Origin of the sequence: Pseudomonas sp. AA-38, assembly GCF_029457475.1 — a bacterium.
Taxonomy (GTDB): domain Bacteria; phylum Pseudomonadota; class Gammaproteobacteria; order Pseudomonadales; family Pseudomonadaceae; genus Aquipseudomonas.
The window spans coordinates 536,381-549,465 of record NZ_CP120359.1 but is presented as its reverse complement, the minus strand read 5'-3'; the positions used below and the strand labels follow the sequence as shown (position 1 = coordinate 549,465).

The window sequence follows — 13,085 nt, the reverse complement described above, 5'->3', positions numbered from 1 at the left end:
CGATGAGTGAGTTGATTCGCGTACCCGACCTCGGCGGTGAAGGCGAGGTAATCGAACTGCTGGTCAAGGTCGGCGACCGTGTCGAAGCCGACCAGAGCATCCTCACCCTGGAGTCCGACAAGGCCTCCATGGAGGTGCCCTCGCCCAAGACCGGCGTGATCAAGGAACTGAAGGTCAAGATCGGTGACCGCCTGAAGGAAGGCGACGAGCTGCTGGTGCTGGACGTCGAAGGTGCCGCCGAGGCGGCACCGGCGCCGAAAGCCGAGGCCACTCCTGCCGAAGCGCCGAAAGCGGCTGCTCCGGCTGCTGCTCCCGCCGCCGCTGCCACCAGCAGCAGCGTGCAGGATGTGCACGTACCGGACATCGGTTCGGACGCCAAGGGCAAGGTCATCGAGATCATGGTCAAGGTCGGTGATCGCATCGAAGCCGACCAGAGCCTGCTGACCCTGGAATCCGACAAGGCTTCCATGGAAATCCCCGCTCCGGCCGCCGGCGTGGTGGAAGAGCTGCTGGTCAAGCTGGATGACGAGATCGGCACCGGCGACCTGATCCTCAAGCTGAAAACCGAAGGGGCCGCACCCGCTGCTGCTCCGGCTCAAGCCGCAGCACCCAAGGCCCAAGCCGCTCCCGCGGCAGCCCCGGCACCGGCTGCCACGCCCAGTGGCAACAGCGTGCAGGACGTGCACGTGCCGGACATCGGCTCCAGCGCCAAGGGCAAGGTCATCGAGATCATGGTCAAGCCCGGCGACAGTATCGAAGTCGACCAGAGCCTGCTGACCCTGGAATCCGACAAGGCCTCCATGGAAATCCCCTCACCGGCAGCCGGCGTGGTGGAACAAGTGCTGGTCAAGCTGGACGACGAGATCGGCACCGGCGACCTGATCCTCAAGCTCAAGGTGGCCGGTTCTGCACCGGCCGCTGCTCCGGCTCAGGCCAGCCAACCGGTGCACCGCGTACCGGAAGGCGCCGCACCGGAAGTGGCCGCCGAAGTGCGCGCCATCGCCTCGCTGTCCGCCGCCGCGGCAGAAGTGGCCAACGCGCCCAAGCGCGATGGCGCCAAGGTGCATGCCGGCCCGGCCGTGCGTCAGCTAGCCCGTGACTTCGGCGTGGAACTGACGGAGATCGCCGGTACTGGCCCGAAAGGTCGCATCCTCAAGGAAGACGTGCAGGCCCACGTCAAGGCCATGATGCAGAAGGCCAAGGCCGCGCCCCAGGCTGCTGCCGCAGCCACTGGCGGCGCCGGCATCCCGCCGATCCCGACCGTGGACTTCAGCAAGTTCGGTGAAATCGAAGAAGTGCCAATGACCCGCCTTATGCAGGTCGGCGCCGCCAACCTGCACCGTAGCTGGCTCAACGTGCCGCACGTGACCCAGTTCGAGTCCGCCGACATCACCGAGCTGGAAGCCTTCCGCGTCGCGCAGAAGGCCGTGGCCGAGAAGGCCGGCGTCAAGCTGACCGTGCTGCCGCTGCTGCTCAAGGCCTGTGCCCACCTGCTCAAGGAGCTGCCGGACTTCAACAGTTCGCTGGCCCCGAGCGGCAAGGCGCTGATCCGCAAGAAGTACGTGCACATCGGCTTCGCCGTGGACACCCCGGACGGCCTGCTGGTGCCGGTGATCAAGAACGTCGATCAGAAGAGCCTGCTGCAGTTGGCTGGCGAAGCCGCTGCACTGGCCGAGAAAGCGCGCAACAAAAAGCTTTCGGCTGACGACATGCAGGGCGCCTGCTTCACCATCTCCAGCCTCGGTCACATTGGCGGCACCGGCTTCACGCCGATCGTCAACGCGCCGGAGGTGGCGATCCTCGGTGTGAGCAAGGCGAGCATGCAGCCGGTGTGGGACGGCAAGGCCTTCCAGCCGCGCCTGATGCTGCCGCTGTCGCTGTCCTACGATCACCGAGTGATCAATGGTGCAGCCGCCGCCCGCTTCACCCTGCGCCTGTCGCAGTTGCTGGCCGATATCCGCACCATCCTGCTGTAAACCCTTTCGAGCACGCCACGCTCGCATCCTCAACCCCGCCATTAAGGCGGGGTTTTTTTTGCTTCGTTGGAGGAGACTGGGTGAAACGGCGCGCGTCAGCCTTTCTGCAGATTGCGAATCAGGAAGCTCAAGGCCTTGGCCAGCTCGGCCGCGCCATTACGGTCACGCAGGATAGTCAGCAAGGGCTGGCCATCCCCTGGGCTGCGCAGGATGCAGCGGATACCACCCGGGGGGCATTCGTAGGCAATGAAAGGGTCGAGACCGAACAGCGAGATACGCCGGTTATGCACGCTCTGGGTAACACCCTGGGTGCTACGAATTTCCTCACGTAGCACCAGCTCGCCCGGCTCACCGAGGCGCAACTGGTAAAGCAGATCCTGGCGTTGCGGCTGGCCAACCTGATAGGCCGCGCGCAAGGCATAGGTGTCGAGCAGGGCATTGCTGTGCAGCAGCAGCGCCTGACGCTCGTTCTGAGTCAGATACAAACGTTTCAGGTTGTCGAGGTAAACCTGCCGTTCACCGCCGCGAAGGCCGGAATCGTCTTCGGCAAGGGCATGGACAGTGGAAAAAAGCGCTCCCCAGAGCATCAAGACCATGAGTCTTCTTGTAAGTAACGATTGCATCATGCACCCTTGTCGAACGCTGTAGAGAAGTAGGCTCAAGTCAAAGTCATCATCCGTGTTGTCAGTGCTACTGAAGTAGCCATGCCCAATGCGGAAACCTTTGTTCGCCTGTTCAGCATACTGGAAGCCCACCGCCTGATGAAAAGCCGTCCCGATACTGGCAACCGCCCAGTAGCCGAGGTTGTGACGCAGTTGCCAGTGCCTTCGAGGCTCGGCATGTTGCGTTTCGAGCGCTTGAACGAGCCTAGTTGGTCATTACTGTTTCTCGACGCCACCTGCGAGCAGGTCTTCGGCGTCAGTGCCACGGATCTCTGCGCGCTGGTCGATGCGCCCTACGCCAGCCTGATGGAACCGGAAGCGCGCTACAGCCTGCATGACGACATTCAGCGCCAATTGCTCCGCGACCATCATTACCAGGTACGCTACACCCTGCATACCACGCATGGCCCGCTCGAACTGCTGGAAATTGGCGAACCCTTCAAACAACGCAACCGGCAGTTGTTACGTGGCTACCTGCAGGTCATCGGCGAACCGGATCGCCTGTCTCCTGCCACGGCTCCGGCCCTGCAACTGACCGACCTGGCCCTGCATGACACGCTGGAGCACTATCAGCGTACGCAGCATGAGCACCTCGAACACCTGGCTCGCTCACGCACACAACAGAGCCTGATCGTGCGCCTTTCCAGGCAGCGTTACGTATCTGCCACCCCCCTGATCGAAGCAGCCGAACTGATCACCAAGGCTGCCTGCGAGCTGTATGGCGTGGCCAGAGCCAGTATCTGGCGGCTCAATCACCATCACCTCGAACCCGTTGCCTTCTATCGCAGTGATCTGGCCAGGCACGAGCAACCCGCGCCGATCGATGCACGTCACTTTCCCAAGTACCTTGCGGCGCTGCGCAGCGGGCGTGCCATCGATGCCTACAACGCCCAGCAAGATCCGCGTACCGACGAGCTGAAAGCGTCCTACCTGCTGCCCAGCGGCATCACCTCGCTGCTCGACGCCAGCATACGCGTCGAGGGGGAAGTGGTCGGCATCCTGTGTCTCGAGCACACTGGCTCCGAGCGCATCTGGCAGGCCGATGAAGTGGCCTTCGCCGGCGAGCTGGCCGACCAGTACGCTCAGGTGCTGGTCAATCAGCAGAAGCGCGATGCCACTCAGGCCCTGCACCTGTTCCAGCGCGCCGTGGAACAGAGCGCCAGCGCCTTCTTGCTGGTCGACCGCGATGGCCGGGTGGAGTACGTCAACCCGAGCTTCACCGCCATTACCCTGTACAGCAGCGAAGAGGTCTGCGGTTATCGCCTGTCCGAGCTGTCGGCCATGAGCAACATCAGTGATCTGTTGTTCAACGCCGAATCCAGCCTGGCCGAACACAATAGCTGGCAGGGCGAGTTCCGCAGCCGTCGCAAGAATCAGGAGCCCTACTGGGGGCACCTGTCGATCTCCAAGGTGTATGGCGACGACGGCGAACTGACCCACTACATCGGCATCTATGAAGACATCACCGAGGCCAAGCTGGCTCAGCAGCGCATCGAGCGCCTGGCCTATACCGACAACCTGACCAACCTGGGCAACCGCCCGTCCTTCATTCGCGGCCTGGAAGAGCGCTTTGCTCGCGGCTCGCAGCAATCGCTCGGGCTGCTGCTGGTGGACATCGACAACTTCAAGCGGATCAACGACAGCCTCGGCCACCAGACCGGCGACAAGCTGCTCTCGGCCCTGGCTCGGCGCCTGCGCAACAGCTTGGGTACGCAAGGCACACTGGCCCGTTTCGCCAGCAACGAATTCGCCATTCTCCTCGATGGCTGTGATCAGGACAGCGCCTATAGCGTCGCCCACCAGGTGCTGCAAACCCTGGACAAGCCCCTGTTCGTCGACAACCAGCTAATCAGCATCACCGGCTCGGTGGGCCTGGCGCTCGCCCCGGCTCATGGCGGCGACCCGCAGACACTGATGAAGCATGCCGGCCTCGCGTTGCACAAGGCCAAGGCCAATGGCAAACACCAGGTGCAAATGTTCACCGAGGCGCTCAATGCCGAGGCCAACTACAAGCTGTTCGTCGAGAACAACCTGCGCCGAGCCCTGACTCAGAGCGAGCTGGAGGTCTTCTACCAACCCAAGCTGTGCCTCAAGACGGGTCAGTTGCTCGGCATGGAAGCCCTGCTGCGCTGGCAGCACCCGGAAAAAGGCATGATCCGCCCGGATCAGTTCATCAGCGTCGCCGAGGAAACCGGCCTGATCATCCCCATCGGCAAGTGGGTGGTACGCCAGGCCTGCCGCATGAGCCGGCAGATCAAGGCGATTGGTCTGGGCAACCTGCAGGTGGCGATCAACCTGTCACCCAAACAGTTTTCCGACCCGGATCTGGTCGGCTCCATTGCCGCCATCCTGCACGAGGAACAGCTCGACCCCAGGCTGCTGGAGCTGGAGCTGACCGAAAGCCTGCTGCTGGAAGCCACCGACGACACCCGCCACCAGCTCAGCCGCCTGAAGAGCCTGGGCCTGACCCTGGCCATGGACGACTTCGGCACCGGCTATTCCTCGCTCAGCTACCTGAAGAAATTCCCCATCGACGTGATCAAGATCGATCGCAGCTTCATCAAGGACATCCCGGACAACCAGGACGATATGGAAATCACCTCGGCGGTGATCGCCATGGCGCATAATCTCAAGCTCAAGGTGGTGGCCGAGGGCATCGAGACCGGCGCCCAGCTCGGCTTCCTGCGCCGGCAGAAGTGCGACGTCGGCCAGGGCTACCTCTTCGACAAGCCGATTCCTGGCCGCGAACTGGTCGAAAGCCTGCGCCGCTATCCTTGTCGGCCAGCGACTGCGACAGAGCAGCGCGTGTAATACGCCGCCTCAAGCGTTGTCCATTGCCAGACTGACACAGGAGGATACCCCATGGTTCTGCGCTCCCAGATTCTTGCCCACAAGCTCGCCCTGCCGACACCCGAGCAAGCGCTGCCCGGCCGTGCCGAAGCCTTGCCGGTGGCCGACACCCACCACGTCAATGGCAACCCGATCAAGCCGCCCTTCCCGGCCGGCCTGCAGCAGGCGGTATTCGGCCTGGGCTGCTTCTGGGGTGCCGAGCGACGCTTCTGGCAACAACCCGGCGTGTTCAGCACGGCAGTCGGCTATGCCGGCGGCTTCACCCCCAACCCGACCTACGATGAGGTCTGCTCTGGCCTCACCGGGCACAGCGAAGTGGTGCTGGTGGTATTCGCCCCAGGCCAGACCAGTTTCGAGGCGCTGCTCAAGGTGTTCTGGGAAGCGCACGACCCCACCCAGGGCATGCGTCAAGGCAACGACCGGGGCACCCAGTACCGTTCGGCGATCTACTGCCAGGACGAAGCGCAACTGCAGGCAGCGCTGGCCAGCCAGGCGCGCTTCCAGAGCGAGCTGGACAAGGCCGGTATAGGCGCCATCACCACCGAAATCGCCAAAGCACCGACCTTCTACTACGCCGAGACCTACCACCAGCAATATCTGGCGAAGAACCCCAATGGCTATTGCGGCCTGGGCGGAACAGGCGTATGTCTACCCCCTGACACCCCAGCATGAGTGCAGCACCTTGGAACTGAGCAGCCTCCCCAGCCAGGTATCCAGCCAGGCCTCTTCGCAGATCGCCGCGCAGATGTCGCTTCTGCTGCTGCGCAAGACCCTGGAGCTGCAGTCTTCCAGCATCACCGGGCTAGTGCAGGCGGCGGCGCCGACCAGCCTGGCGAGCAACCCACCCAACCTGGGTAACAGCATCGACGTGATGGCCTGAGCCTGCTCATCGGAAGAAAGGCTACGCAGCCTGGCATGCGCCGGACTAGAATGCCGGCAAACAGCCATTAGTCTGTAAAAACAAAACATGTCCGCCAGCCCTTCCTACATCACGCCAGAACAGCTCTGTGTCGGCCTCTATGTGCAGTTGGATCTGAGCTGGTGGGAACATGACTTCGCCTTCAGCAATTTCAAGATCAAGGACGAAGCGCAGATCCGCGCCTTGCGCGCCCTCAAGCTCAAGCAACTGCGCTATGACCCGGCACGCAGCGACTGCCCGCCGCTGCCACTGGGTGAGGAACCGCCACCGGCACCCATCGAAGAACCGCAGCTCGATCCCGAGACCCAGGCCCGGCAAGTGCGGGCGCAGAAGCTGCGCCAGTTGCGCACCCGCCTGGCCGAAGTGGATCGCCGCTTCATCGAAGCCAGCCAGCGCATCAAGGCGCTCAACCAAACCCTGCGCAGCCGCCCCGAAGACGCCATGCGCCAGGCCGGCGCCATCGTCGGCGAGATGGTCGAAACCCTGCTCGGCGCCCCCGGCGTGGTGCTCCATGGCATCACCGGCAAGGCCGCCGAGGACAGTTATTTCCATGCCCTCAACGTCACCGTGCTGTCCCTGCTGCTCGGTCGTCAGCTCGGCCTCGACAGCGAGGCCTGCCACAGCCTCGGCCTCGGTGCGCTGTTGCATGACATCGGCAAGCTGGAAGTACCCAGCAAGGTGCTGCTCAAGCCCGAACCGCTGACCCGCCCGGAGCAGCAACTGTTGCAGATGCATACCGACTTCGGCCTGCGCATGGGGCAAAAGCTGATGCTCGACGACGAAGTGCTGCGCATCATCCACGAGCACCACGAGCACTGCGACGGCAGCGGTTATCCACGCGGCCTGCGCGAAGCCGCCATCGGCCGTCTGAGCCGCCTGGTGGCCGTCACCAATCATTTCGACGGCCTGTGCAACCCGCTCGATCCGCGTCAGGCGCTGAGCCCGCATGAGGCCCTGGCGCTGATGTTCAAGCAACAGCGCGAACGCTTCGACGAAGTGGCCTTGAAGGCCTTCGTCCGTGTCATGGGCGTCTACCCGCCTGGCAGCCTGGTGCAGCTCGAAGACGAACGTTATGCCCTGGTGCTCGGGGTGAACCCGACTCAGGCGTTGAAACCGACGCTGATTCTTTACGATGCCGAGGTGGCCAAGGAGGAAGCGCTGATCGTCGATCTCACCCAGGAGCCCCGGCTGGCCATCGCCCGCAGCCTGCGCCCCTCGCAGCTACCGCTGGAAGTGCTGGAATACCTCAGCCCACGGCGCAACCTGAGCTACCACATCGAGCCGAACCACAAGCGCGGCTGAGCCCCTTGTAGCCCGGATGCAATCCGGGGATCGGAGGCCACGGCTCCCGGATTTCATCCGGGCTAAGCTTATGGCTTGCCGCTTGCCGCTTCTTCTATCAACCAGTCCAGGCGCCAGCCGCCCTGGCTCTGGCCGAGCGCATCGGCCAGCCACGGCAGCAGTTGCCGAAGTTCGTCCTCCAGGCCCCATGGCGGGTTGCTGATCACCAGGCCCGAGCCACTCAGGCGTGTGGCATCGTCCGGCGCATGCACGTACAACTCGGCGCGTAACAGCTTGGGCGCGGCACTTTTCTGCAGGTCGCGATAGAAACGCGCCAACTGGCGTTCATCCTTGATCGGGTACCAGATCGCCACGATGGCCTGGCGCATGCGCCCATGGGCCTCGTTCAGCGCCTCGACGCAGCGCTGCAGCTCGTCGGCCTGCTCGAAGGGTGGGTCGATCAGCAGCAGCACGCGCTTCTCACGGGTCGGCATCAGCGCCCGTGGCACGTGCCAGCCCTCCCCCAGGTGCACGGCCACACGGCGGTCACCGCGCATGTTGTCCTTGAGCAGGCGGCCATCCTCGGGGTGCTTCTCGTTGAGTTGCAGACGATCCTGCTCGCGGCTTAGCAGCCGTGCCCACTCCGGCGAGCCGGGGTAGTAGCGCAGTTCACCATCGGGGTTCATCGCCCGCACCACCTCCAGATAGGCCTCCACCGCATCCGGCAGTTGCGTGGCCTGCCACAGCCGGCCGATGCCCTCCAGGTACTCGCCGGTGCGGCTGGCCTGATCACCTTGCAGATCGTATAGGCCAAGCCCTGCATGGCTGTCGAGGTAGGCGAATGGTGCCTCCTTTTTCGACAGCAGGGCGATCAGGCGGGTCAGCAGCAGATGCTTGAGCACGTCGGCGTGATTGCCGGCATGGAAGGCGTGGCGGTAGTTCATGGGGGAGTCCTCGAATCAGGCACGCAGTTTAACAGGCTGCCGGCACGTCGCATCGCGGCTTGATCCAGAGTAACGGCAACGCCTAGGCTGATGACCTCCCTCGGATCGCGAGAACATCGCCATGTCTCTGCAACACTTGCTAGGCACTGAACTACCCCTGATCCAGGCGCCGATGGCCGGCTCGCAGAATCATCGCCTGGCCGCTGCCGTATGCCAGGCCGGTGGCCTTGGTTCGATTCCCTGCGCCATGCTCACACCTGCCGCCCTGCGCCAGGAGCTGGAAGCGATGCGCAGCCTGACGGCTGGCCCGTTCAACCTGAACTTCTTCAGCCATGTGCCGCCAGAACCGGACGCCGCTCGCGAAGCACTCTGGCGCGAAGCGCTGGCGCCTTACTATGACGAGCTAGGTGTGGATGTGGCGAATATTGCCAGCGGGCCTGGACGCCTGCCGTTCAATCACGAGGCTGCCGAGCTGGTGGAGGAATTCCGCCCAGCCGTGGTGAGTTTCCATTTCGGTCTGCCAGAGGACACCTTGCTGGAGCGGGTACGCCGCAGTGGCGCGAAGATTCTCTCCAGCGCCACTACCCTGGAGGAGGCCCTGTGGCTGCAAGCGCGCGGCGTCGACGCGGTGATCGCCCAAGGGCTGGAAGCCGGCGGCCACCGCGGGCACTTTCTCGATCATGATCTGAGCTTCCAGCTCGGCACCTTCGCCCTGCTGCCGCAACTGGCGGATGCACTCTCGGTGCCGGTAATCGCCGCTGGCGGTATCGCCGACGCCCGTGGCGTGGCCGCCGCCATGGCCCTCGGCGCCGCCGGCGTGCAGGTGGGCAGCGCTTACCTGCTGTGCCCGGAAGCCAGCACTAGCCCTATCCACCGCGCCGCCCTGCAAAGCCCAGCCGCGTGCCATACCGCCCTGACCAACCTGTTCAGCGGTCGCCCGGCACGGGGCATCGTCAATCGCCTGATGCGCGAACTGGGGCCACTCAGCACCCAAGCGCCGGAATTCCCCCTGGCCACCGCCGCCATCGCCCCCTTGCGCGCAGCAGCCGAAGCACAGGGCAATAGCGACTTCTCCCCTCTGTGGGCCGGGCAGAACGTCGCCAATTGCCGACCGATGCCAGCGGCGGAGCTGACCCGTGAGTTAATGCCAAACTAATTAAGAGTAAGACCAGTACACGGCGTTAGCCAAGGCTAACTGGTGAAGGCGAAGATTAACAAGGCAAAGCACCGTCCATCGCGATCATGAGCAACTAAATACAAGCATGACCATGACAACACCTACCGTCCCAAACACGCCCCATATAGCAAACACAAGCTTCTATCGACTCATAGGCCCTATATAAACTGGTGCTGGAGCCCCTCCATAGGAAGGCAATTCAGAGCATGAGTTATAATCCTGCGCTGTATTGTAATAAAAATCCGCTTTCTTATTCTCACTTTTCAAGTTTAGTAGCATGCCCGCCCACATCGCGCATGTCGTCACACTAACGCCTTGCCGCTCCTCATTCAAATTACATATATGAGTATACTTCCCCGCCCCAGAATGAAGAACATTAACTACACCATTGGAATATATTAGAACCGCATTTATATCCGAAGCACACTCAAATGCAGCATTAACAATGCCCACATAAGAAAACATCACAAAAACAGCAAACTTTGCTTTAAGCAACCACTTATCGAAAACTCCCATCTCATTCTCCACATATACCAAACCAGAATTATCAATACTATCTAATCAAGACAACTACTTCACCAACCAATACAGGCCTTTATTGCCGATCATGCAAAATATACGCAAGTGTGCATCCCTGGCTACCATTAACAATCCTGAATGATACCTTGCGATCCGAAATCTGTGCAGCAAGAAGAGTCGAATAGTACACATTCCCAGCGGGCTCGGAGAGGTCAAATGTCAAATATATCTTTGAGGTAGCACTGCAATCCAACTTACTTTCATCCCCGCTAGTCGCCACGTACACCCGACCATTTGTATTCGGATAGAGCCTTTCCACGTAGACATCCTGACACACTTGGGAAATACAATCAGAATACGACATCTTAGCAAAAGCCAAAACGCTCATCCCTAAAATCCATTTAGCACGCATACAACACCTCACTCTTGCCTCTCAAGGCTATTTAGTTACCCTCGCAAACCCAATCAAATTCACTCACTCCAGGCATCCACACTTAAACTCGAAAACTCAACTAGCACAACTAGCAGATGAGACCTAAAGCAATTGAGAAACTATAAAGCACTACACCAGAGCACTTCATAATGCGCCTCAAGGTGCAGTCACCATATAGGCATGCCTTAAATCTTCCGACCCATTAGACAACGCGCAAGTACCTTTCCCTCCAATGCTGATCGTCTGCCGGGATACCTGAGCTGCGAGTATGATGGAGAGCAGGTTTTTCCCTTCAGAGGTACTGCCATCAAAGGTATAGTGCCAACTGGATGTTGCACAGGCAGCTAAATTCGGGGAACCATTTAATGAAACCTGACAGAGTGGAGAAACATTCCCAGCATGGCACACCACTCGAAGGACAGTCCCTGTAGAGTCCGCATGAGCGTTTTTACACAACACCGAAAAAATAGCGAAAAGCAAAAATCCCTTTTTCATAAACTCTCATCCCAACAACGATAATAGCGATAAACCAGACCTAAAAAATATTTCTCGAGCCCACCAATCAACATGAGAACTCTTATCAAACTACTCGAGAAATATAGCTCGAAGCTTACAATACGGAGTACCAGAACCAGACCAGTACTGATTATCATAGACCTGTACCCGGACAGTCTTGCCTGCTACATAAGCACTCAAAGCTGCAGAGTATGCCTTATTGGAATTCTCAGTATTTTGAATATACACACCTTGCGGGCACTGAGCCAAACCAGTATCTATATGCAACACTGCATCCCCATCTATCGAAGCCTCTGTTTGCGCCCAAGACCATACCTTACTAATAGTGGCGGGCTTAGAATAGGCAATATCACCCAGACAAACGCCCGGAAGCAATAACACAGCAAAACCTAATTGCCACACCCTAGTCACAATCTCTCTCCTATACGGCAGTGCCGCAACCATTGCCCTAGTCGATAAACGTGGTCTGCCCCTGAGGAATCCCCACAAAAATCCCATTTTTATCAATGGGATAGCTTGAAGAAGCCTGCATGAGTCGGGCAGTTTGGTAGTCGCCAAACAAACCAACCCCCGAGACTCATGCAGGCAGTACGATTCTTACACAAGGCATTTTCCCAAGCACTCCCCACGATCCACAGCAAGCGGCTGAACGCCTTGATGAGCAGCGTCAGTGCCTTGCTGCATGGGCATCGCCTGACCCTGACCGACCTTGGCAGGGCCATGCCCAGCGAGGCTTACACCAAGCATTCGATCAAGCGCGTGGATCGCCTGCTTGGCAACGCTCACCTGCAATACGAACGCACGCTGTTCTACTGGAAAATGCTGACTGCGCTGATTGGCTCCCTGCGTCATCCATTGATCCTGGTGGATTGGTCGCCGATCAATGCGGCCTCTGACCTTTACTTGCTGCGAGCTTCAATCCCGCTGGCTGGTCGAGCGTTTCCTGTGTACGAGAGCGTGCATGACCGTGAAGGCTGCCCTCAGCGTCAGAGACAACTGCTCGATGCACTGGAAGCCATGCTTCCCAACCAATGCGTGCCGATCTTGGTAACGGATGCCGGATTTCGCCGCCCCTGGTTCCAGGCTGTCGAAGCCAAGGGGTGGTATTACGTGGGACGCGTCCGCAATCGTGATCTTTATCGCGACGAGCAAGGTCAATGGCAGCCGATCAAGCAGCTCTACCAGCAGACGACATCTCGTGCGCGGTCACTCGGCCAAGTCGAGATGACGCGCAGTGCACCGCACAAAGTTGCGTTGTACGGCATTCACCAACCGCCCAAGGGCAGAAAACATCGACGCGTGACGGGCAGCATCGCACGCAGCAAGCTCAGCCGGCAGAATGCGCGTCGTGAACAGGAGCCCTGGCTGCTCGCCAGCAACCTGCCACAAGCCAACTGGACGGCACGTCAAGTCGTGGGTATCTACCGAAAACGGATGCAGATTGAGGAAGGTTTTCGGGATGTGAAAAGCCTACGTTTCGGCTTTGCTTTCGACCTACACCGGACGCGCTGCCCACGGCGTATCGAGATCCTACTGCTGATCGCAGCACTGGCGTGTTACGTGCTGTACTTGGCTGGCCTCCAGGCTCACATGACAGGCAAGTCGCGCCGCTTTCAGAGCAACAGCGTCAGGCATAAAACCGTACTGTCGCTCTGGCGTATCGGTCTTGAATACCTCAGGCGCTCGGCCAGCGATTTATCCTACTCGGCACTCACAAAGATGGAGCTATTGCTGCGTGACGAGGTGCACCGGCAAGCTCGGGCGCTGGAGTAGATTTGTGGGGATTCCTCAGGGTCTGCCCCCTATTG

The 13,085-nt window shown here is 60.3% G+C and carries 11 protein-coding genes; 7 read left to right on the top strand and 4 right to left on the bottom strand.

All coding sequences use genetic code 11. From position 1 onward, the window contains the following. Positions 1–2 precede the first annotated feature (2 nt). Positions 3–1,976: a dihydrolipoyllysine-residue acetyltransferase gene (gene aceF, locus PVE35_RS02430; protein WP_277373656.1), complete on the top strand. Its 1,974-nt coding sequence runs from the start codon at positions 3–5 to the stop codon at positions 1,974–1,976. 95 nt (positions 1,977–2,071) lie between these two features. Here aceF and PVE35_RS02425 read toward each other — a convergent pair whose 3' ends face one another. Then, complete coding sequence (locus PVE35_RS02425; RefSeq protein ID WP_268180968.1) at positions 2,072–2,572, bottom strand: hypothetical protein; 501 nt, start codon at positions 2,570–2,572, stop codon at positions 2,072–2,074. Between the two features lie 165 nt (positions 2,573–2,737). On the opposite strand from PVE35_RS02425, the gene PVE35_RS02420 reads away from it, so the two are divergent. The 4 genes from PVE35_RS02420 (at position 2,738) to PVE35_RS02405 (ending at position 7,709) form a co-directional block, all read left to right on the top strand. Then, positions 2,738–5,449: an EAL domain-containing protein gene (locus PVE35_RS02420; protein WP_268184172.1), complete on the top strand. Its 2,712-nt coding sequence runs from the start codon at positions 2,738–2,740 to the stop codon at positions 5,447–5,449. A gap of 51 nt (positions 5,450–5,500) precedes the next feature. Next, positions 5,501–6,160: a peptide-methionine (S)-S-oxide reductase MsrA gene (msrA, locus tag PVE35_RS02415; protein WP_277373655.1), complete on the top strand. Its 660-nt coding sequence runs from the start codon at positions 5,501–5,503 to the stop codon at positions 6,158–6,160. Positions 6,161–6,170: 10 nt separating this feature from the next. Continuing rightward, a complete protein-coding gene (locus tag PVE35_RS02410) occupies positions 6,171–6,368 on the top strand; it encodes a putative motility protein (protein ID WP_277373654.1) in 198 nt (65 codons plus the stop codon). Between the two features lie 87 nt (positions 6,369–6,455). Next, positions 6,456–7,709 carry an HD-GYP domain-containing protein gene (locus PVE35_RS02405; RefSeq protein ID WP_277373653.1) on the top strand — a complete coding sequence of 418 codons (1,254 nt, stop codon included), beginning with the start codon at positions 6,456–6,458 and terminating at the stop codon, positions 7,707–7,709. A 68-nt stretch (positions 7,710–7,777) separates the two neighbouring features. On the opposite strand, the gene rlmJ is transcribed toward PVE35_RS02405, so the two are convergent. Continuing rightward, entirely contained in the window at positions 7,778–8,632 is an 855-nt protein-coding gene (rlmJ, locus tag PVE35_RS02400; RefSeq protein WP_277373652.1) for a 23S rRNA (adenine(2030)-N(6))-methyltransferase RlmJ, read from the bottom strand. A 121-nt stretch (positions 8,633–8,753) separates the two neighbouring features. Here rlmJ and PVE35_RS02395 point away from each other — a divergent pair, with 121 nt between their 5' ends. Continuing rightward, on the top strand, positions 8,754–9,788 hold the full coding sequence (locus PVE35_RS02395; protein ID WP_277373651.1) for a nitronate monooxygenase: 1,035 nt from the start codon (positions 8,754–8,756) through the stop codon (positions 9,786–9,788). 162 nt (positions 9,789–9,950) lie between these two features. Here PVE35_RS02395 and PVE35_RS02390 read toward each other — a convergent pair whose 3' ends face one another. Both PVE35_RS02390 and PVE35_RS02385 read right to left on the bottom strand, forming a co-directional pair. After that, positions 9,951–10,325 carry a hypothetical protein gene (locus PVE35_RS02390; RefSeq protein ID WP_277373650.1) on the bottom strand — a complete coding sequence of 125 codons (375 nt, stop codon included), beginning with the start codon at positions 10,323–10,325 and terminating at the stop codon, positions 9,951–9,953. A gap of 592 nt (positions 10,326–10,917) precedes the next feature. Then, on the bottom strand, positions 10,918–11,256 hold the full coding sequence (locus PVE35_RS02385; RefSeq protein ID WP_277373649.1) for a hypothetical protein: 339 nt from the start codon (positions 11,254–11,256) through the stop codon (positions 10,918–10,920). Between the two features lie 600 nt (positions 11,257–11,856). Between PVE35_RS02385 and PVE35_RS02380 the strand changes: the two genes are divergently transcribed. Continuing rightward, positions 11,857–13,050 carry an IS4 family transposase gene (locus PVE35_RS02380; RefSeq protein WP_277372347.1) on the top strand — a complete coding sequence of 398 codons (1,194 nt, stop codon included), beginning with the start codon at positions 11,857–11,859 and terminating at the stop codon, positions 13,048–13,050. Positions 13,051–13,085 lie beyond the last annotated feature (35 nt).

Bases quoted from the DNA above. Each gene is read 5' to 3' on its own strand.
- PVE35_RS02390 (WP_277373650.1), bottom strand. From the start codon at position 10,325: ATGGGAGTTTTCGATAAGTGGTTGCTTAAAGCAAAGTTTGCTGTTTTT.
- PVE35_RS02380 (WP_277372347.1), top strand. From the start codon at position 11,857: ATGCAGGCAGTACGATTCTTACACAAGGCATTTTCCCAAGCACTCCCC.
- PVE35_RS02395 (WP_277373651.1), top strand. From the start codon at position 8,754: ATGTCTCTGCAACACTTGCTAGGCACTGAACTACCCCTGATCCAGGCG.
- PVE35_RS02420 (WP_268184172.1), top strand. From the start codon at position 2,738: ATGAAAAGCCGTCCCGATACTGGCAACCGCCCAGTAGCCGAGGTTGTG.
- aceF (WP_277373656.1), top strand. From the start codon at position 3: ATGAGTGAGTTGATTCGCGTACCCGACCTCGGCGGTGAAGGCGAGGTA.
- rlmJ (WP_277373652.1), bottom strand. From the start codon at position 8,632: ATGAACTACCGCCACGCCTTCCATGCCGGCAATCACGCCGACGTGCTC.
- PVE35_RS02405 (WP_277373653.1), top strand. From the start codon at position 6,456: ATGTCCGCCAGCCCTTCCTACATCACGCCAGAACAGCTCTGTGTCGGC.
- msrA (WP_277373655.1), top strand. From the start codon at position 5,501: ATGGTTCTGCGCTCCCAGATTCTTGCCCACAAGCTCGCCCTGCCGACA.
- PVE35_RS02425 (WP_268180968.1), bottom strand. From the start codon at position 2,572: ATGGTCTTGATGCTCTGGGGAGCGCTTTTTTCCACTGTCCATGCCCTT.
- PVE35_RS02385 (WP_277373649.1), bottom strand. From the start codon at position 11,256: ATGAAAAAGGGATTTTTGCTTTTCGCTATTTTTTCGGTGTTGTGTAAA.